An 18,451-nucleotide genomic window follows, 5' to 3' on the forward strand; every position below is an offset into this window, starting at 1 on the left:
CTAGTAGCATTGGCCTCATGGTGGATCCCGGGGTAGTAGAGAACTCAGGAACGAAGTTCTCGCAGGTGTTGGATGCAGCCGCGAAGTTGCCCGGAGTAAGAATCAATCGTGCTGCGTACCTCCGAAAAGCGCTGAAGCGCTACTGCACCGATGAGCAGATCGAGCGAGCGATCGCTCAGAACCCTGCTGCAGCCGGGATATCGTCTGACGTCATCAAGGAGGTAGCGAACACCTCCATTGGATACGAGACGAGCAAGGTGACTGGCCTGTCGGCGCTTGCCGGCATCCCTGGCGGGGTCGCAATGATCGGCACCGTTCCCGCCGATCTCGCCCAGTACATGAGTCACATGCTTCGGATCTCGCAGAAGCTTGCATACGTCTACGGCTGGCCGGACCTCTTCGCTGACGACGAGGAGTTGGATGAAGCAACAGAGAGCCTCCTAATCCTCTTTGTTGGTGTCATGTTCGGCGTGCAGCTCGCCCAGGGCGGAGTGTCAAAGGTCGCGGCCATGATTGCCGCGAATGTGGCGAAGAAGCTCCCGCAACAGGCGCTAACTAAGGGCGTGCTTTACCCCATCGTCAAGAGGGTCGCGGGATACCTCGGGGTAAGCATGACCAAGAAGCTCTTCGCGGGCGGAATCGCGAAGGCAATCCCCGTGCTCGGGGCGGTGTTCTCGGGCGGGCTGACGCTCAGTACCTTCCTCCCGATGTCCAAGCGACTGCAGAGACATCTGGCAAGCCTTGAACTCACCAGGCCCGACCACCGCTCAGCGGCCAGCGACGCCGATGACATGGACCTCGAGGTGATTCAACAGGAGGGTCAGCCGACCGCTGCGGAGAATGCTGGCGCCCAGAATCGCTGAGCGAGCCTCACCGAACGGAGCAGAAGCCCGCCGAAACGATCGTTTCGGGGAGCGTGCCGTTTGTTCATGACCTCCGATCACCTCCGACGTGTCGGCGGTCGCCGATCGCTGCATGTTGAGCCGGGTGGGTGGCGGCCGCGCCATGGGAATTGAGGCATCGTCGCGCAAGGCGTGAGCGTCTTGTATCACCCCGCCTGTGAGAGTGCCGGCGTATCATCGCACTACTGAACTCTTGCCCGAGGGAAGGAACATCGGCATGCCGCCCGTGAATCGGCCGCTCACACTCGCGGACGCTGTTGACGAACTACTTGGGACGATCGAACTCAAGGAGTGCGATCCCGAGGTCCTCGGCGCACTGCGGGTCAAAGCGGAGAAACTCGCCAAGGAGGCCATTCCTTACTCTCCCGGGATGACTCCACAACAACGCGCCTTCCTCATCCGGGCAGGCGCATTCACCGCAGCGGAGTTGGCTGAGACTGAGGATAGCGTCGCCCGAGGGGACCTGCGGGATGAGGAGCACCGCACCGAACTAGAGATGATTGCGGCCTCATACGGCGAGTCCGAAGTCGTGAAGCGACTAGGCCTGGGCCGTTCCGAGATCCATGACCGCTTGCGAGCGGGCGGGCTCTACGCATTTGAGGCAGCGGGTACGACTGTGTACCCGAAATGGCAGTTCACCGATCAGACGGATGATGGGTTGCTGCCACATCTCGCGCACGTCGTACGCTCGTTGATTGAAGACTGGCATCCTGCGAGCGTGTACGGTTTCATGACTGTGCCGAAGGATAGCTTGATCCACCGCGGAGAGTGGCAGACGCCGATCCAGTGGCTTCTCGGAGGTCGGAGTCCTCGCCGCATCGACCTCATCCTCGAAGGCGCGAGGTGGCGCTAAGACGCGCTTGATGCTCAGTCGCGCCTTTTGCCTCAGCCCCGTGCTGGGAAGCTCCAGTAATGTGAGCACCTGCGCGACGAGGTTCTCGGCGAGAAAGGTGCGCTCTGGCTTTAATTAGGCGCTCTTGCCGGCACTAAGAGGGCCCTGTGGATCCTGGCGACCCGCGCAGTAGGGGCACCCGGAACCGCGTCTCCGGGTACGGGTAGCGACGCGAGCTGACCAGCGGTGGTCACGCGCGCATCGCCAGATCACTGAGACACCGGACCCCACGGTGACGGTATCCGGATCGAAGGGGTTTGAGTTGTCCCATTCTTGAATGAGGTCCGGTCTGAGCGTGGCAAGGTCGGTCTCTCCTCGCCACGGTCTCTGCCCTGCGCAGTATGGGCATCCGAATCCGTTGCTGCGATTGGCGGGCGAAGCACTGAAGTCATGGCCACGCGAACACACCCAGCCATACTTACGGTGAGAGTAGGGAGCGACCTCGCTCGGAGCGACGGTGTTGCGGGGCCCCCACTCCGAGACCAGATCCGGGCGCCGGCTGGCGAGATCGGTCGCCGCGGGAATGACTCGGCGTCCGGCGCAGTATGGGCATCCGTGCCCAGCGCCTCTGTTGGCGACTGTGGCTGTCCAGCGGTGTCCCTTCGAACAACGCCACCTGGCGCGGTGACCGGATCGGCCGAGCACCTGCGTCGGGCTCTTCGTGTTAGCACCTGGATCGCTATCCCATTCTGCCGCAAGTTCTGGATTGACGGTTGCGAGGTCGTTGAGACCCGCTAAGACAACGACGTTGCCGCAGTAGGGGCAACCGGTACCCCTGACCGCGCGCGCTTGTACCGTTTGCTTCCACTCGTGCCCGCGTTCACAACGCCACACTGCCTCGAAGCTCGAACCGGCCGTGACTTCCTCAGGTCCTCGCTGATTGGTGGTGCTCCATGACGCTCGCAGATGAGGGTGAGTAGTTGCGAGGTCATTGAAGCCGGGGAGTACAGCCTTGTTCGCGCAGAATGGGCAGCCTCGACCGTGAGGGCCGCTTCGACTGGCTATCACGGCTCGCCAGGAATGGCCGCAAGCACCGAGCCACCATGCATGCTTGCCTGATCCGGGCCGAACGTTCGCAGGTGAGACATCGGGGCCGTTACGCTCCTGGTCCCACTCGCGGGCAAGGTCCGGTCGGAGGGTAGCGAGATCCGTTTGTCCCGCAAGAGCTCGCAGGCGGCGGCCACCCTTGGAGCAGTATGGGCAACCGGACCCATGGTTGGTGCGGTTGCTGATGCTCGCAACCCATCGGTGACCGTTGGAGCATATCCAGGCGACCCGCCGGGAGGAACTGGCGCTCGCGCGATCCGGGTCTCCGATGTTCGCGCCCGGTGTGCAATCCCACTCGTCGGCGATCGCCGGGTGCAATGTGCGCAGGTCTGTGTGCCCTGGCCAGACCGCCTGACGTGAGCACACCGGACATTGGGAGACCGCGGCTCCGCGCGTTGATGGCTTCGTTTCCCATGAGTGACCCTTGTCGCAGACCCACCAGGCTTTTCGGGACACGCCCACGAAATCCCAGGGGCTGCGCCCGGGATCGTTCTTATCCCAATCCCATTCGCTCACGGCTCGGGGATGCTGACGAACCCAGGCCGGATACGCTTGGCGAACGTCGATGATGGCGGCTGCATCGATGACATCGAGGGGTACGTCGAGGGGATCGACCCGGGTCGGCACACTCACGCGCCGCAAGGGGCGCAGCCACAGGACGATGCGTTCGACGAGGCCAGCAGCGGGGAATGTCAGTTCGGGAAGCGATGCAGAGATGTGCGCGCGGAGTGAGGTCGGCTCCGCTGTTCGCCACAGCTCGATAGTGGCGGGCTCTGAAAGCAGTCGAAGCAACTTGACCGTGATCGGGAACAATCTCGCGCGTACATTCACCTCGCCACCGGACGCGGTTGGGGTGTAGGCGGTATCAGCGATCTGCGCGAGGCTGAAACTATCGCGAACCATCGCCCACACCTCCGAATGGAGACGAGCGTTGACGCGTCCCGAACCCATCATCCGACGGAAAGATAGTTCAGCTATGCGCTGGGCCCCACTGAAGGGCGCGATCAGCTGCGTGTCAAGGGTCGTTCCGGCGCCTGTCCACACGAGCTGGCCGGGATGGCGTAGACACCATGTCTCGCTGTCGTGCGGGATCTGCTCGACTAACTCCCCGCGACTGCATAAGCGACAGAGGACGCGATTGGGGTAGGGGAATGTTCGGTCGGGTTGAGTGATCGCCAGCATGCGGTCGAAGTGCCCGGACGGCCGGCCTGCTGCGGCTTCGATCGTAGCCGCAGCTAGGTCTTGGCGAGCCCACACTCGGTAGATGTACGGTTGGCTTGACGTCGTCAGCCGGCGTTCGACGAAGTCGAGCGGTACCCCTGCTGCTCTACAGAGTCGTCGCGCATACGACTGTGGTGTTTCGAAGCGGTGCCATTTCGGTCGATTCGCCCAGATCAACGGGTGGCTCATGATGTCTCCAGGATGTCGTCGAGCCTGATCTTGTTCTTGTCGGTAACCGACGTCGTTGCGCGCAGGGTGGTGAGAACCTCGAACAGGCGTTGCTTGGTGACGTCCTCGTCATACCGTTCATCGTCGAGCAAGATCGTCGTCACGAGCCGCTCGACGATGAGAGCGAGGACGGCCAGTTGTCCTCGAGCTGCGCGATGGAGAAGGGCGGCATTTAGAGTCAGCAGGCCGGGCCGGTGACCGCAAAGCGGAAGGTTGCGATCGAACGTCGCGACCCATCGAACCCACCATTTGCGTCCGTCCTCGGTCTTGATGTTGATCCTCTCGATCGTGACGATGTCGCAGCGGGAGGTGACCTGTTGGCCGTCTCCAGAGCCGAAGGCCTTCCCCTGCAGGTGGATGCCAACCAGCACCACAGTCGCCGAAGATTCATTCTGCAGCGCCTTGATCATGCTCGAGGGCTCGCTGCCTCCCAGCTTGTGCGCCTCATCGATGACGAGGAGCTTGGTGCGGTGGCCGGCGAGGAGTTCCACTGCCATCTTTCGCAGACGGTCTGTGGTCATTTGGCGGGGGATGGTGATCGTGGGGCACAGGAACTCGACGATCTGCGCGAATAGCGCTTTCCCGGTCGAGTGTTCTGTCATCTCTACCCACACGACGGGAACCTCGCCCCGCTCGAGATAATCGGGGAAGCCTGATCGGTGGTGATGTTCGACTGATCGAGCGAGCATGAGTGCGAGTTCGGTCTTGCCGTGGAACATCGGGGCGGAGATCATCAAACCACGGCGTGAGTTCTTACGCCGGGGGTTTGCCGACATGAGTTTCCTCACGATGCCGATGCAGAGGTCCTGCTCGGGCGTGCTGACTCGGAGTGACAAGCGCATGTAGTCTTCGCGGGCCTCGTCATACGTCGCGCGTTCTCCGCCGCTCAGAGCCGAGTAGTCGCGGAAGGCCATGTCGGGCGGCTTGTCGGGTTGGGCATCGAACGCTTCGCGCAAGCCCGGGAGGGTCGTCTTTCGGTCGTGCAGCAGCACGAGAGGTTGAAGCGTCAAGGTCGTATCTCCTTCACTGCGACGATGTCGTACTCGGCGGATTGCCAGTCGATGCTGGCGATGTCGGCGGGGCTCGAAGCAGGCGACATCTCGAGCGGAGTCGGCTCAGACGGCAGGGGAGGGTCCTCGAGCTCGCGCTGAGCAGCTGCGGACGCGCGGAGGCGCCTCGATCTCAGGCGCGAATCCTTCCGATCGAAGCGTTCAATGGCATCGACGAATTCGGTCTGGCGTACCTTGTCAGTCGACTTGCCGCTCCCGAAGGTCTCCACCAACTTGACTGCCGCCTCCGCGGCCATCCACGCGGTCTTTTCTTCGAGGGCCGTGTCCCAGCACTCGATCCATTCGCCGCTAGTCGGGTGCCTGACCCACACGCAACTGAGGTTGTAGGGGTCAAAGCTGATTTCAAACTTCCGTGCTTGTTTCGAACCCGGCGCTGCACCGGTCAGCGATCGATTGCGTAGCTCGTCGAGGCGGGAGGAGTCGAAGCGTCTATTTCTGAAGTTGATTCCTGCGCGACCGATGATCCGCCGCTCCGTCGGGAGTAGCGCGAAGTAGTCCTCCGGGCCGAAGGGAAGTTGCACCCCAGGGCCAAAGCTGAAGAGTATGGAGTACATCTGATTTGGCGTCCACTTCTTGCCAGGGATGTCTCCGTGCTTCAGCCCACTATGAGGCTTGTTCAAGTACACGGTGGTCACCCAGGTGTCGAACGCCACGCGGACGGAGTCCAAGGTAAGAGTCGGCTGATCGCGTCTGCCCTTGTTCGCAACCGAGTTGCCTGTCGCGCCTGGGAGCCACGTGGCAAAGTCGCTGGCTATCGTGCCGAAGTTGCGCTCGACGTGAGGTTTGTTGGTGCCGGCACCGGGCGGGGCGAGGACGGGGGTGATGCCGTAGCGGAGTAAGGCGTCTCGGAAAGTTTTGGAGCGGAAGTCGGCGCCGCCGTCTATCGTGATCGATTCGGGGAAGATCCACGGCACAGCCAACGAGTCGTCATCTAGGAAACGGTTCACTGTCTTCATCAGTGCGACAGGGAGGACGGACGAGGCGGAGAGCCGGCTTGATGCTGATCCTGGGACAGCTTTTCGCCCCACGATTGCGCGGGCCAGAAGGATGGCGTGATCGAACCCCTTGGGTGAGTCGGCATGGATAGCCCATGCCATCGGGACGCGACTTGCAACATCGAATAGGACGGTGAGCTTGGGTCTGAAGGGCTCGCCTTTGTCATCCCACACCTGCACATCAAGTGTGGTGGAGTCGATCTCGCAGGTCTCACCAAGTCGAGACGCGCTACCCGACTTGTATTCGCGGTCGGGGCTGTTCGCCGAGTTGCGTCGCGTTGACGCTTTGTCGAAGGTGTACATGCCTGCGTCGCGTTCGTTGATGAGGCCCTGGAGCGTGGTGGGCTTCACCCCGCACACCGGATCTCCCGGATGTCGCTGATCCAGCAGCCGACGGACGTGGAACGCGCACTGCCTACGAGTCCAGGTCGGCATGTCGACTCGACCGCGCAGAATCTCGTCGATGGCGGAGATCAATCGTGGGTCTGCGTTCTCCACGACCAAGCGTTTTCTACCCTTGCGATGCATGCGGTTGTTGAGGCCGGCGATGCCGTCTGTCTGGTAAGTGGTCCAGTAGTTGAAGAAGGACTTGCGCGACATCTTCGCGGAAGTCCCAGCGAGCTCGGCGATCTTGGCGACTATCCGACTTTCTTGAGTCGTTGTGGTCGGATTGAAGAGCGGCCGAGGTCCCGGTGCGAAGGGGTCCATCGGGATGCCCCGGAAGACTTCCAGGAGATGGGACTCCATATCGAGCACGTCGGCTGGCCACTGCTTGCCCTCGGGTCGTGCCCTGACCTCGGCTGTGCGTCTTGCCGTGCCCGCGTGGCGTAGCAGCTCGCGCATAGACATCACAATCCAGTCGTCGTCGCTCCCCTGGAGACGCAGCCGCGCGTCCTTGCCATTTCTCACGCTCTCCAGTACCCAGATCTCGGCTTCAACCTGGATCAAGCAACCCGGTTCCAGTCGCACTGTCTTAGACATACCGGGCCTGTGCGTCCGCGTTGCTCGCGGTCGTGTAAACGGTGTCATTCCGGAATATCGCTGCTAGATCCACACGAAGCAACCGGCGCCATGTGAGATTGTCGACCCACGCGCACGCCAATGGAGGGCACTCCGGAGCAGCGACTTCGCAAAGCTCGCCTCGGGTTGCACCGTTGATTGCCGCCTGCAGGATGCGGAACTGCGTCGGAGCGTCAGGCTCGCATCGGACGTGTCGCGACGCGGAGATGCAGTACAGATTCTGTGTCGCGTGGGGATTGTGTCCCTCCAAGACCTGAAAATGCCAGCCGAGGAGACGGCAAACCTTCGCCGTCTCCCCGAACTGGAGCTCATCATGTTCGTCGATCTGATCTCGAGGCTTGACGTCGAAGAGCGCGTAGCCTCCCTCGGTTGTGAGACCCAAGAAGTCCGGAAAATGGGACTCACCCGCCAGTTTCGAACCCTTGCCGAAGTGGATCGCAAGGGGCTGGGACCACAGGTTCTCGATCTGGCCCCCGAAGTCGAGCCAGAGCGCCTCCCAGCGTTCATTCTGAGACTCGCACCACACAAAGCGATGCGTGCGCTGCCAGTAGTATTCCGCCGGAGTGAAGTGATGACGGACGCCAGGCGACTTGCGGACCGGGAGGGGATTGATAGCGGTCCAGTCGAGCTCCAGAGCAGCGTTCACGATCGCGAAGTCATCTCGCCGCGACCGGTCGGTCGCGGCCGAGAGCTCGGGGTCGGGAAGCCACTGCAGTTCAGTCGACGCTGAACGCCTCTTCGGCGTCATGCCCAAGTAACGCGGCCTCTTCACATCATTGCCCTTCAGCTTCGTTGCGAAAGTGCTCCGCAGCCCGGCTGCGACTCGATGATTGCCTCGATGATCGGGCATCGAACGTGGCGTGGCGACCAACGCACCGGCGTTTCGCTCATACCGGGGGTTCGGCTTACACAATGTGTAACCGAACAATGATCTGTGTCAGCTAAAGCCGCCTTGTGTAACCTCAACGCGATTCTGACAGGAAAACTCTTGACACGCTCGCGACGCGGGTCTAACGTACAACCAAATGGTTGCACAAATGGAGTTGAGCGAAGCGGAGGTCGACCGTGTGTTCCACGCACTGGCGACGTCGACCCGGCGGGACATCCTGCGCCGGACGATCGAGCGGGAGCAGTCCGTCTCGACCCTCGCCTCCGAGTACGAGATGTCGTTCGCCGCGGTCCAGAAGCACGTGGCCGTGCTCGAGGCGGCGAACCTCATCGTCAAGCGCGCCGAGGGACGCGAGCGGCTCGTCCGCGCGAACCCCGAGATGATCGCCCGCGCCAGGGCGCTCCTCGCCCGATACGAAGAGCTGTGGCGGTCGCGCATCGCCCGGCTCGACGATCTCCTGGCCGAGCCCTCCCCGCCCGCGGGGGAGCGACCGGCCTCCACCGACCCCACCAGCAGTCAACGCGACGAATCGCAAGGAGACTGACATGCCTGTCACGGACATCATCACGGATGCCGAGAACCTCACCATGACCGTCGTTGCCGACCTCGCCGCGCCCGTCGAGCGCGTCTGGGCCGCCTACACCGACCCGCAGCAGCTCGAGCGGTTCTGGGGTCCTCCCGGGTGGCCGGCCACCTTCACCCGGTGGGACCACACCGTCGGCGGGCGAGCCGTCTACACGATGAACGGTCCCCGCGGGGAGAAGGCCTCCGGCACGTGGGAGTTCCTGGAGATCGACGCGCCGCGCAGCTTCACGGTGCTCGACTCGTTCGCCGACGAGGAGGGCACGCCGGATGCGAACCTCCCCTCCATGCGCATGACCTTCACGTTCGAGCCGACGGCCGAGGGCACACGCATGGTCAACACGAGCCACTTCACGTCTGCCGAGGCGCTCGAGCAGGTCGTCGCGATGGGCGCCGTGGAGGGCACCCGGATGGCCATGGCCCAGCTCGACGCCGTGTTGCAGGACCTCCGCGACTACGCGCAGGGCAAGGGCACGCGGGTGGAGCTGCTCGACGACACGCACGTGCGCATCACCCGCCTCGTCGAGGGTCCGCGCGAGCTGGTGTGGCGCGCCCACTTCGAGCCCGAACTCATCCGGCAGTGGATGCTCGGGCCGGACGGGTGGGAGATGACCGAGTGCGTGTCGGCGACCGAGGTCGGCCAGTCGTACCGGAACTCCTGGGCGCCCGTGGGCGACACGGAGGGTGAGCCGTTCGGATTCGAGGGGGAGGCACTGCTGATCGACGCCCCGAAGCGCGCCGTCACCACCGAGCGGATGCAGGGCATGCCGACCGAGACGCTCAACGACCTCAACCTCTACGAGGAGGACGGCGCGACTCTCGTCACGGTGCTCATCGAGTATCCGGACAAGGAGACGCGCGACATGATCCTCGCCACCGGCATGGCCGACGGCATGGAGGCCTCGTTCGCGCGACTGGAGCGGGAGCTGCTGTCCGTCTGACACCCAGGCACTCGCGCCGGAACAGGCGGTTCTCGTGGAGAGCCGCCTGTTCCGGCGCTTCTGCCTGTGCGAAAGCGGGATAAAGTGGCGGCACGATGAGGATCACGCGCCGTACCCTGCTCCTCGGCGCCGGAGCCGGTGCCGTCTCGGTGCTTCTCGCCTCCTGCACCCCGGAGCCGGAACCGACGCCGACCCCCACCCGCACGCGCGAACCGGAGCCGCCGCCCGGTGTCCCCGCCCCGAGCGGGAGCGTCCGCAGCACCTGGACCACCGACCCCTTCGCCCGGGGCGCCGCGAGCTTCACTCCCGTGGGGGTGCTCGCCGCGACCCGTGCGGCGCTCGCGCAGCCCGTCGACGACCGGCTCTTCTTCGCGGGCGAGGCGACCGACGACGAGGCGCCGGGTACCGTCCGGGGAGCCCTGCGGTCGGGCCGCCGCGCCGCGCGGGAACTCACCGTCGCCGCCGAGGACGGCGAGCGGGTGGCCGTGATCGGCGCCGGGATCGCCGGAGCGACCGCCGCTGCGCAGCTCGCGGAGGACGGCCTGCAGGTGACGGTGTTCGAAGCGCGCGACCGCGTCGGCGGCCGGATCCTCTCCCGCGCGGACGAGGAGTGGCCGGTTCCGGTGCAGCTCGGCGCGTGGCTGTTCGGCGAGGCGGACGCGGAGCTTCTCGAGACGATCGACGAGGGGGACATGGACCTCGTCGACCTCGACGGGGCGCGGTGGCGCTCGGCCGAGGGCGATGTCGACCCCGTGGATCCGCAGCCGGTGGAGGCCGCGGTGACCACGGCGCAGTCCGCCCCGCAGGACTCCTCGGTGGCGGACGCCCTGGTGGCAGCCGGCATCGATCCGGATGACCCCGCGACCGCCGCGCTCCTCGCGCTCCTCGCAGCACGGACGGGCGCGGACGCCGCCGACCTGTCGAGCTGGTTCGCCCCGCCGCTCCCCGACGCAGCGCTGCAGGGAGTCGGCGACGATCTGACCCCGTTCATCGAGAGTGCCCTCGACGGCGTGAAGGTGGGGCTGAGCTCGCCGGTCACGCGCCTCGCGTGGGACGACACCGGGGTGAGTGTGCGCCTCGGCACCGGGGAGGCCCTCTCCTTCGACCGGGTGCTGCTGACGGTGCCGCTCGGGGTGCTACAGGAGCAGGGCATCGAGTTCGATCCGCCGCTGCCGTTCGACAACCGCGGCGCCGTCTCCGCGCTCGGCATGGGCGCCATCGAGACGGTGTGGCTGCGATGGGACGAGCCGTTCTGGGACGGCGACGAGGCGATCTGGCACGCGGTGGGCGACGACATCGCGATCCCCACGTGGATCAACCTCCGCCCCTCGACCGGCGAGAACGTGCTCGTCGGCATCGTGGGCGGGGCGGCGGCGCGGGACTTCGCGGAGCTCGGGGACGCGGAGGCCGTCGAGGCGGCGCTCGCGTCGCTGGCGCTCTACGCCTGAACCGTCTCGCGTGCGGCCTCGTCCGAAACGCGGTCCTCGGGCGGAGGCTCGGTGGGTGCGCGGTCCCACGGGTCCGGCAGGCGGCTGATGAGCACGAGCGCGGTCGCCACGGCGGCGAAGACGGCCAGCGCGATCGCGCAGGAGACGGTGAACTCGACGGGACCGCTCACCTGACGCGGGTCGAGGAAGTAGTACGGGTACCAGCCGATCAGCGGCCCGCGGATGAGCGTCGCGACGCCCCACAGCACCGGGTAGACCAGGGTCACCGGGATCACCCGCCACGGCACCGCCCGATGTCCGGGAGCCAGGGCCCAGGCGGCGACCGTCACCGCGGGCAGCCAGAAGTGCAGCACCTGATCCGACCACGGCACGTCGATGCGGATCCCCCGGACTCCGGCCTGCCAGACGAGGATCGCGAACACGAGTCCCGCCGTGATCGTCCAGGTGAGCACGAGGGCGAGGGCCACCGTGAGCCACCGCGGGTCGCGGGCTCTCCGCAGCGCGAGGACTCCGGCGATGGTGAGGAGGACGACGAAGGCGATGTTCGACTGGTTCGTCAGATACGCGAAGAAGTTCTGGCTCGCGATGGTGTTCGACGCGAGTCCCCACGCGAGGCGGTGGATCAGCGCGATGAGGCAGACGGCGGCGGCGGTGAGCCGGAGCAGGCCGAAGACGGTGCGCCTGCTCACCGTCGCCTCGTCCTTTCCGCCATCCGCCGAGTCTACGGAGCCGAGCCGGGGTGACGCCGCATCAGGCCGCCGCGCGGGTTCAGGCGCGGGTGGGGGTGGGGGCCTGTTCTCGCGGGAACGCCTGCTCTCGCGGGGGGGATCAATGGCGCGGGGCGCGCGTCGACCACAGGGCCAGCGCGATGAGCGCCGGCTGGAAGAACAGACGCACGAAGCGCTTCATGTCGGTGTCGAGGCCGAAGCCGTCGCGATGATGCATCCACTGCGCCACATTGCCCGGGAAGACCGCGGCGAAGAAGAGCGCGGCGACGGTGCCGACCGTGCGACGGCGGCGTCGGGCGAAGAGGAGAGCGGAGCCGAGCGCGACCTCGGCGACGCCGGACGCGAGCACCGTGGTGTCGGGATCGAGCGGCAGCGATTCCGGCACCTGAGCCTGGAACTCCTCGCGGGCGAACGTGAGGTGGGAGACGCCGGCGAACACGAGCGAGGCGCCGAGGAAGATCCGGCCGATGGTGCGGGGAGTCGACATGGTGCGAGTGTACGCCTCGCGGTCTCCGTCAGATCAGGCGGCGAAGTGCTTCTTCGAGGGTGATGCCCTGCGCTTCGGCGCGGTCCCGGAGGCGCGCGTGCTCGTCGGGGGACAGCGGGAGCTGGAGCACGATGGGGTCGTCCTGCGCGAGGTCGAGTCCGTCGAGGAGGTCGGAGGTCTCGGCCCACAGCGGCGCGGCGAACTCCGCCTCCGCGACGGGGGTCGAGGTGCGCGAGGAGGCTGTCGTCGAGGCGGATGCCGGGGCTTCGGCGGCGGCAGCGGCGACCGGCGCGGAGGCGGCGACGGCGGCTCCGGCATCGGTCGCGCGGGTGAACCCGGGGCCTCGACGCGGCTCCTGCTTCTGCTGATAGGCCTTGGCGGCGGCGTTCGCGCGCTCGTCGGCGGCTTCGTTCAGCGGGTGCCCGGCGTGGCCCTTGACCCAGGAGAACTCGACGTCGCGACCGCGCAGGGCCTCGTCGATCCCCTCGAGGAGGTCGCGGTTCAGCACGGGCCCGCCGTCGGACTTCCGCCACCCGCGGCGCTTCCAGCCCGGCATCCACTTCGTCACGGAGTCGATGACGTAACGGCTGTCGCACTCGATCAGGAGCTTCTCGTCGGTGCCGGCCGTCGCCCGGAGCAGTTCGAGGACGGCGCGGAGCTCGCCCTGGTTGTTCGTGCCGTGCGGGGAGCCGCCGGCCGCCCAGTTCGCGTCGTCGATGTACCAGGCCCAGCCGTTCGGGCCGGGGTTGCCCAGGGCGGAGCCGTCTGCGGCGGCGGTGATGGTCATCCGTCCACCGTATCGCTGGCCGCGGACGCACTTTCGCGCCGCGGTCGCACGGATTCGGGCGGAACCTGCGACGGGAGTGCGAAACAGCGACGGCGCGGTGTCAGTCCTCGGGGTCGGCGTTCTCGGTGCTCGCGGCCTCGGGGGCGGGTGGGGCGACGGGGAACACGATGGAGCTCACCGAGGACGGGGTGTCGAGGCCGAGGGCCAGCGGGTCGACCGTCGGCGCGGCGTCGAGCGTGTCTGCGGCCGAGGTCTCGAGAGGTTCAGAGGGGAGTCCCCACTGCTTCTCTTCTTCCTCCGGTCGCTGCTGGAAGAGTCCCATGTCTCCATTGTCGCCCCCGGGCGGCGCGGGGTCGCAGTTTCCCACCGAGGTCGCAGGGATCCGGCGGCATCCTGCGACGGGAGCGCGAATCTCCGACCGCGGCTCACTCCGCGCGCGCCGCCTCGCGCACCGCATCGATGAGCGTGCGCCACGGACCGTCCACGGCGGAGTCGGGCAGCTCCCGCTCCCGGCGCTCGGACGGGGTGCGGGCGCGGATGCTCCAGACGAACCGGTCGGCCCCGGACTCCGTGTCGACGTCGTCGTCCCAGGGGCAGCTGTCGATGAGGCCGATCCATTCCTCGGCGTCCGGCGGCTCGGCCTCCACACGCCACTGGCGACGGATGCCGGCGAGACCTCCCGAGCGCACGATGGCGATGACGACGGGGGCGTCAGGCGGCGTCGGGTCCTCGGTCACCCTCATAGACTCCCACGGTCGTCCACGCGCGTCGAGCGGCGGCGACCGTCTCCTGATCGACCGTGGCTGCGGCGGCGACCGTGGCATCGGCGAACTCGGTGAAGGTCGCGGTGCTCGACAGTCCGCCGGTGAGTGCCCGGTACCAGACCGTGCCGGCGCGCTCCCAGGCGTTGCCGCCGAGGTCGAGGGCGAAGAGGGCGAAGGCGCGGTTCGGGATGCCGGAGTTGATGTGCACGCCCCCGTTGTCCTCGGTGGTGCGCACGAATCCGCTCATGTGGTCCGGCTGCGGGTCTTTCCCGAGTTCATCGTCGTCGTAGGCCGTGCCCGGCGCGATCATGGAGCGCAGAGCTGAGCCCTCTACCGCATCCGTGAAGATCTCCGCCCCGATGAGCCAGCTCGCCTGGTCGGCGGACTGCCCCAGGGCGTACTGCTCGGTGAGGGCGCCGAACACGTCGGCCACGGACTCGTTCAGTGCGCCCGGCTGGCCCTGATACTCCAGGTTCGCCGTGTGCTGCACGACACCGTGGGCGAGCTCATGCCCGATCACGGTGAGCGAGCCGGTGAAGTGCTGAAACACCTCGCCGTCGCCGTCGCCGAACACCATGCGCTCGCCGTCCCAGAACGCGTTGTCGTAGTCGACGCCGTAGTGGACGGTCGCGTCGAGAGGAGCGCCGGCGTCGTCGAGCGAGTTGCGGCCGAACGCGGAGAGCAGCATCTCGAACGTCGCGCCCAGGCCGTCGAACGCCTCGTTGACGGCGGTGTCGGCGACGGGCTCATCGTCTTCCGTGCGGACCACGGCCCCCGGGAGCTGCTGGGTGTTGCCGGCGTCGCTGATCGTGCGGTTCGGCGCATCGGAGAGCCGCGCGACGAGGTCGCCGTTCTCGTCGATCGAGAGGTCGATGCGGGCGCGGAACGGCGGGCGCCCCGCGGTGAGCGTCTGTCGGGCCGCGGCGGCGGCCTTCGGGAACCGACCCGACTCCGCCAGACGGGCGAGCAGGTAGGAGGGGACGACGCCGGGATGCGGGGAGGATTCTGCGCTGCTCATGCGTCGACCCTACGCCGGGGCGCGGACACAGCAGGAGACCCCCAGGACGGTCGCGTAAAATCGGCCTAATGACCGACGCGCCCGACGCCACCCCCGACCTGGGCCCCGGCATCGACCCCGACGACCTCGCCACGACGCTGCGCGTCCTCGCCGAGCTGCACACCATCGACAACGAGCACCCCGACTTCGTGGCCGTGCGCCACGCGACGGCAGCCATGTTCAAGGCCGTCAAGCGCGTGCGGCGCAAGGAGATCCGGGATGCGATCGCCGAGGCGGACAAGGCCGTCGTCGCCCGCACCGCCACCGGCGCCCCCGACCGCATCGACGACGAGACGCGCGGGCACGACCTCGCGTCCCGTGTGATCGACGCCCCCATCGCCGGCGAGCTCCTCAAGCCGCGCAACTGCTACATCTGCAAGCAGCCGTACACGCTCGTCGACGCGTTCTACCACCAGCTCTGCCCGGACTGCGCCCGCTTCAGCCACGGCAAGCGCACCGCCCGCACCGACCTCACCGGAAAGCGCGCGCTGCTCACCGGCGGCCGCGCGAAGATCGGCATGCACATCGCGCTGCGCCTCCTCCGCGACGGTGCGCACACCACGATCACCACCCGGTTCCCGCGTGACGCCGTGCGGCGGTTCTCGGCCCTCCCGGACGCGGGCGACTGGCTGCACCGGCTGCGCGTGGTCGGCATCGACCTCCGCGACCCCGCTCAGGTGATCGGGCTCGCCGACTCGGTCGCCGCGCAGGGCCCGCTCGACATCCTCATCAACAACGCCGCGCAGACGGTCCGCCGCTCGCCGGGGGCGTACTCGCTGCTCGCCGACGCGGAGCTGCAGCCGCTGCCGGACGGTCCGCTGCCGGAGATGGAGACCTTCGGGCACACCGTCGACCCGCACCCGCAGGCGCTGCAGGCCTCGGTCGACGCGCATCCGCTGCTGTCGGTCGCGGCGCTCGGCGGCACGGTCGCGGAGCAGGGGGGACAGGCGCTCACGGCCGAAGACCTCGCGCGGCTCGCGATGGCCCCCGGCTCCTCCTCGCTCGAGAAGCACGCGGACGGCACGGCGATCGATGCGGGCGGCCTCGTGCCGGACGTGAACCGCGTCAACAGCTGGGTGCAGTCGGTGGATCAGGTCGATCCCCTGGAGATGCTCGAGGTGCAGCTCGCCAACACGACCGCGCCATTCCTGCTCATCAGCAGGCTGCGGGCGTCGATGGCCGCGTCGTCGTCGCGCCGGAAGTACGTCGTGAACGTCTCCGCGATGGAGGGGCAGTTCTCCCGGCGCTACAAGGGCCCGGGCCACCCGCACACCAACATGGCGAAGGCCGCGCTGAACATGCTGACCCGCACGAGCGCGGGGGAGATGTTGGAGAAGGACGGCATCCTCATGACCGCCGTCGACACCGGCTGGATCACCGACGAGCGCCCGCACTACACGAAGGTGCGCCTCGCGGAGGAGGGCTTCCATGCCCCGCTCGACCTGGTCGACGGCGCCGCCCGGGTGTACGACCCCATCGTGCGCGGCGAGGCCGGCGAGGACATCCACGGCGTCTTCCTCAAGGACTACGAGCCCAGCCCCTGGTGACGCCCGTTCGAATCGCCTGAATGGTTCCATCCGGAGCCGAAACAGGGCCAAACGGGCGATTCGAAAACCGTCAGCCGGGGTAGGGGTGGGGGAACCAGACCGTCACGATGAGGCCTCCGCCGGTGCGGGGTGTCAGCACGAGGGTGCCGCCGTGGGTCTGCGTGATGCGCTGCACGATCGCGAGGCCGAGGCCCACCCCGGCGTGCTCCGTCCCGCGCGTGCGCTCGGTGCCGCGCTGGAAGGGCTCGACGAGCGTCGCGACCTGCGAGGCGTGCAGCTCCGCACCGGTGTTCTCCACGACGAGGGCCACCGCATGCGGCAGGGAATGCGTGCGCACCGCGACGGAACCCCCGCCGTCGCTGCGGTTGTGGACGATCGCGTTGGCGACGAGGTTCATGACGAGCTGCGGCAGCAGGGCGGAGGAGCCGAGCACGGTCGCCGGCACGCCGGACACCTCCACCTCGACCCCGCGGCGGTCGGCGAGCGGCAGGAGGGCCTCGACGGATTCCTCTGCCAGGAGCGACAGGTCGACGAGCGTCCGCGGGAAGGTGCGCTGATCCGCTCTGCTCAGCAGCAGCAGCGCCTCGGTGAGGTCGATCGCGCGCGTGTTCACCTCGTGGAGCCGGTCGATCAGGGCGTCGACGTCGCGGTCGGGATCGGTGCGGGCCACGTCGAGGAGGGTCTGCGAGATGGCCAAGGGGGTCCGCAGCTCGTGCGAGGCGTTCGCGGCGAAGCGCTGCTGCTCGGCGACGTGCGCCTCGAGCTGCTCGAGCATCGTGTCGAAGACGTCGGCGAGGTCGCGGAACTCGTCGCTGGGACCCTCCATGCGGATCCGGTGCGAGAGGGAGCCCTGCGCCGCGAGCCGGGCGGCGTCGCCGATGCGGTCGAGAGGCGCCAGCATCCGTCCGGCGAGCAGCCAGCCGCCGCCGAGACCGATCGCGAGCAGGGCGACCATCACCATCGCGGCGACGGGTACGAACGCCCGGATCAGATCCGAGCGGTTGGGGACGAAGAACTCGACGACGGGGATCTGCACATCCGGCACGTAGCGCAGGAGATAGAGCGCCACGGCGCCGAGCAGCAGGAGCCCGGAGACGACGACGATGCCCGCGTAGCTCAGCGTCAGCTTGAGGCGGACGCTCAGCCCCCGCCGCCTACGCATCCGCGTCGGCCCCGATCCGGTAGCCGACGCCGGGCACCGTGAGGATCAGCCAGGGCTCGCCGAGGCGCTTGCGCAGCGAGGAGACCGTGATGCGGACGGCGTTCGTGAACGGGTCGGCGTTCTCGTCCCACGCCCGCTCCAGCAGCTCCTCGGCGCTGACCACCCCGCCCTCGGCATCGACGAGCACCTCCAGTACGGCGAACTGCTTCCGGGTGAGGGCGACGTACCGGCCGTCGCGGTAGACCTCGCGGCGGAAGGGGTCCAGGCGCAGCCCGGCGAGTTCCAGCACCGGTGGCCGCGCGCGCTGTCGGCGGCGGTCGAGGGCACGCAGCCGCAGCACCAGCTCCCGCAGCTCGAACGGCTTGGTGAGGTAGTCGTCGGCGCCGAGCTCGAACCCGGAGGCCTTGTCGTCGAGGCGGTCGGCGGCCGTGAGCATGAGGATGGGGATGCCGCTGCCCGAGGCGACGATCCACCGCGCGATGTCGTCTCCGGACGGGCGCGGCACGTCGCGGTCGAGGATCGCGATGTCGTACGCGTTGATGCTCAGGAGCTCGAGCGCGGTGTCGCCGTCGCCGGCGATGTCGGCCGCGATCGCCTCCAGTCGCAGCCCGTCGCGGACCGCCTCGGCGAGGTAGGGCTCGTCCTCGACGATCAGCACACGCATGGCAGCGATCCTACGCAGTG

Annotated in this window: 18 protein-coding genes; 6 read left to right on the forward strand and 12 right to left on the reverse strand. The window is 67.2% G+C overall.

Annotated elements, in window-relative coordinates; translation table 11 throughout:
- Positions 1 to 17: 17 nt before the first annotated feature.
- Entirely contained in the window at positions 18 to 863 is an 846-nt protein-coding gene (locus tag B7W94_RS04010; RefSeq protein WP_085604583.1) for a hypothetical protein, read from the forward strand.
- A 256-nt stretch (positions 864 to 1,119) separates the two neighbouring features.
- Positions 1,120 to 1,755, forward strand: a complete 636-nt coding sequence (locus tag B7W94_RS04015; protein ID WP_085604586.1) for a hypothetical protein — start codon at positions 1,120 to 1,122, stop codon at positions 1,753 to 1,755.
- Positions 1,756 to 1,869: 114 nt separating this feature from the next.
- Here the strand turns inward: B7W94_RS04015 and B7W94_RS18540 are convergent, their stop codons facing one another.
- From B7W94_RS18540 to B7W94_RS04050, 4 genes are read right to left on the reverse strand one after another with little or no spacing between them, the layout of a single operon-like run.
- Positions 1,870 to 4,251 carry a zinc-ribbon domain-containing protein gene (locus B7W94_RS18540; protein WP_139833244.1) on the reverse strand — a complete coding sequence of 794 codons (2,382 nt, stop codon included), beginning with the start codon at positions 4,249 to 4,251 and terminating at the stop codon, positions 1,870 to 1,872.
- Positions 4,248 to 5,282 carry a TniB family NTP-binding protein gene (locus tag B7W94_RS04040; protein ID WP_085604589.1) on the reverse strand — a complete coding sequence of 345 codons (1,035 nt, stop codon included), beginning with the start codon at positions 5,280 to 5,282 and terminating at the stop codon, positions 4,248 to 4,250. The genes B7W94_RS18540 and B7W94_RS04040 overlap by 4 nt, the downstream gene beginning before the upstream one ends.
- A 14-nt stretch (positions 5,283 to 5,296) precedes the next feature.
- Entirely contained in the window at positions 5,297 to 7,336 is a 2,040-nt protein-coding gene (locus tag B7W94_RS04045) for a Mu transposase C-terminal domain-containing protein (protein WP_172400059.1), read from the reverse strand.
- On the reverse strand, positions 7,329 to 8,147 hold the full coding sequence (locus tag B7W94_RS04050; protein ID WP_172400060.1) for a hypothetical protein: 819 nt from the start codon (positions 8,145 to 8,147) through the stop codon (positions 7,329 to 7,331). The genes B7W94_RS04045 and B7W94_RS04050 overlap by 8 nt, the downstream gene beginning before the upstream one ends.
- A 253-nt stretch (positions 8,148 to 8,400) precedes the next feature.
- On the opposite strand from B7W94_RS04050, the gene B7W94_RS04055 reads away from it, so the two are divergent.
- The 3 genes from B7W94_RS04055 (at position 8,401) to B7W94_RS04065 (ending at position 11,235) form a co-directional block, all read left to right on the forward strand.
- A complete protein-coding gene (locus B7W94_RS04055) occupies positions 8,401 to 8,808 on the forward strand; it encodes an ArsR/SmtB family transcription factor (protein WP_085604598.1) in 408 nt (135 codons plus the stop codon).
- 1 nt (position 8,809) lies between these two features.
- Positions 8,810 to 9,787, forward strand: a complete 978-nt coding sequence (locus tag B7W94_RS04060; RefSeq protein WP_085604600.1) for an SRPBCC family protein — start codon at positions 8,810 to 8,812, stop codon at positions 9,785 to 9,787.
- Between the two features lie 95 nt (positions 9,788 to 9,882).
- Positions 9,883 to 11,235 (forward strand): flavin monoamine oxidase family protein, encoded by a 1,353-nt coding sequence (locus B7W94_RS04065; RefSeq protein ID WP_085604602.1) that lies wholly within the window; start codon positions 9,883 to 9,885, stop codon positions 11,233 to 11,235.
- Here B7W94_RS04065 and B7W94_RS04070 read toward each other — a convergent pair.
- The 6 genes from B7W94_RS04070 to B7W94_RS04095 all read right to left on the reverse strand — a co-directional run bounded on the left by B7W94_RS04070 (position 11,226) and on the right by B7W94_RS04095 (position 15,019).
- Positions 11,226 to 11,924: a Pr6Pr family membrane protein gene (locus B7W94_RS04070; protein ID WP_253247381.1), complete on the reverse strand. Its 699-nt coding sequence runs from the start codon at positions 11,922 to 11,924 to the stop codon at positions 11,226 to 11,228. The two genes, B7W94_RS04065 and B7W94_RS04070, sit on opposite strands and share 10 nt — an antisense overlap.
- Before the next feature lie 139 nt (positions 11,925 to 12,063).
- Positions 12,064 to 12,450 (reverse strand): DoxX family protein, encoded by a 387-nt coding sequence (locus B7W94_RS04075; protein ID WP_085604605.1) that lies wholly within the window; start codon positions 12,448 to 12,450, stop codon positions 12,064 to 12,066.
- Positions 12,451 to 12,478: 28 nt separating this feature from the next.
- The gene (locus tag B7W94_RS04080) at positions 12,479 to 13,237 is read right to left on the reverse strand and encodes a ribonuclease H family protein (RefSeq protein WP_085604608.1); all 759 of its coding nucleotides are present in this window, start codon (positions 13,235 to 13,237) and stop codon (positions 12,479 to 12,481) included.
- Positions 13,238 to 13,337: 100 nt separating this feature from the next.
- On the reverse strand, positions 13,338 to 13,559 hold the full coding sequence (locus B7W94_RS04085) for a hypothetical protein (RefSeq protein WP_085604611.1): 222 nt from the start codon (positions 13,557 to 13,559) through the stop codon (positions 13,338 to 13,340).
- A gap of 103 nt (positions 13,560 to 13,662) precedes the next feature.
- The gene (locus tag B7W94_RS04090) at positions 13,663 to 13,974 is read right to left on the reverse strand and encodes a protealysin inhibitor emfourin (RefSeq protein ID WP_085604614.1); all 312 of its coding nucleotides are present in this window, start codon (positions 13,972 to 13,974) and stop codon (positions 13,663 to 13,665) included.
- Complete coding sequence (locus tag B7W94_RS04095) at positions 13,949 to 15,019, reverse strand: M4 family metallopeptidase (protein ID WP_085604617.1); 1,071 nt, start codon at positions 15,017 to 15,019, stop codon at positions 13,949 to 13,951. The genes B7W94_RS04090 and B7W94_RS04095 overlap by 26 nt, the downstream gene beginning before the upstream one ends.
- 68 nt (positions 15,020 to 15,087) lie before the next feature.
- Between B7W94_RS04095 and B7W94_RS04100 the strand changes: the two genes are divergently transcribed.
- Positions 15,088 to 16,605, forward strand: coding sequence for an SDR family oxidoreductase (locus tag B7W94_RS04100; protein WP_025104046.1), 1,518 nt, complete (start codon positions 15,088 to 15,090; stop codon positions 16,603 to 16,605).
- Between the two features lie 70 nt (positions 16,606 to 16,675).
- Here the strand turns inward: B7W94_RS04100 and B7W94_RS04105 are convergent, their stop codons facing one another.
- Together B7W94_RS04105 and B7W94_RS04110 are read right to left on the reverse strand one after the other, a co-directional pair.
- Positions 16,676 to 17,767: a sensor histidine kinase gene (locus tag B7W94_RS04105; protein ID WP_172400061.1), complete on the reverse strand. Its 1,092-nt coding sequence runs from the start codon at positions 17,765 to 17,767 to the stop codon at positions 16,676 to 16,678.
- Positions 17,760 to 18,431 (reverse strand): response regulator transcription factor, encoded by a 672-nt coding sequence (locus B7W94_RS04110; protein WP_085604620.1) that lies wholly within the window; start codon positions 18,429 to 18,431, stop codon positions 17,760 to 17,762. Before B7W94_RS04110 ends, B7W94_RS04105 begins: the two co-directional genes overlap by 8 nt.
- Positions 18,432 to 18,451 lie beyond the last annotated feature (20 nt).

This window comes from Microbacterium sp. LEMMJ01 (assembly GCF_002114135.1).
Taxonomy (GTDB): domain Bacteria; phylum Actinomycetota; class Actinomycetes; order Actinomycetales; family Microbacteriaceae; genus Microbacterium.

Excerpts from the sequence above, each read along its gene's own strand:
- B7W94_RS04045 (WP_172400059.1), bottom strand. The coding sequence starts at position 7,336 with ATGTCTAAGACAGTGCGACTGGAACCGGGTTGCTTGATCCAGGTTGAA.
- B7W94_RS04015 (WP_085604586.1), top strand. The coding sequence starts at position 1,120 with ATGCCGCCCGTGAATCGGCCGCTCACACTCGCGGACGCTGTTGACGAA.
- B7W94_RS04085 (WP_085604611.1), bottom strand. The coding sequence starts at position 13,559 with ATGGGACTCTTCCAGCAGCGACCGGAGGAAGAAGAGAAGCAGTGGGGA.
- B7W94_RS04100 (WP_025104046.1), top strand. The coding sequence starts at position 15,088 with ATGACCGACGCGCCCGACGCCACCCCCGACCTGGGCCCCGGCATCGAC.
- B7W94_RS04075 (WP_085604605.1), bottom strand. The coding sequence starts at position 12,450 with ATGTCGACTCCCCGCACCATCGGCCGGATCTTCCTCGGCGCCTCGCTC.
- B7W94_RS04060 (WP_085604600.1), top strand. The coding sequence starts at position 8,810 with ATGCCTGTCACGGACATCATCACGGATGCCGAGAACCTCACCATGACC.
- B7W94_RS04010 (WP_085604583.1), top strand. The coding sequence starts at position 18 with ATGGTGGATCCCGGGGTAGTAGAGAACTCAGGAACGAAGTTCTCGCAG.
- B7W94_RS04080 (WP_085604608.1), bottom strand. The coding sequence starts at position 13,237 with ATGACCATCACCGCCGCCGCAGACGGCTCCGCCCTGGGCAACCCCGGC.
- B7W94_RS04055 (WP_085604598.1), top strand. The coding sequence starts at position 8,401 with ATGGTTGCACAAATGGAGTTGAGCGAAGCGGAGGTCGACCGTGTGTTC.
- B7W94_RS04110 (WP_085604620.1), bottom strand. The coding sequence starts at position 18,431 with ATGCGTGTGCTGATCGTCGAGGACGAGCCCTACCTCGCCGAGGCGGTC.
- B7W94_RS18540 (WP_139833244.1), bottom strand. The coding sequence starts at position 4,251 with ATGAGCCACCCGTTGATCTGGGCGAATCGACCGAAATGGCACCGCTTC.
- B7W94_RS04105 (WP_172400061.1), bottom strand. The coding sequence starts at position 17,767 with ATGCGTAGGCGGCGGGGGCTGAGCGTCCGCCTCAAGCTGACGCTGAGC.
- B7W94_RS04095 (WP_085604617.1), bottom strand. The coding sequence starts at position 15,019 with ATGAGCAGCGCAGAATCCTCCCCGCATCCCGGCGTCGTCCCCTCCTAC.
- B7W94_RS04065 (WP_085604602.1), top strand. The coding sequence starts at position 9,883 with ATGAGGATCACGCGCCGTACCCTGCTCCTCGGCGCCGGAGCCGGTGCC.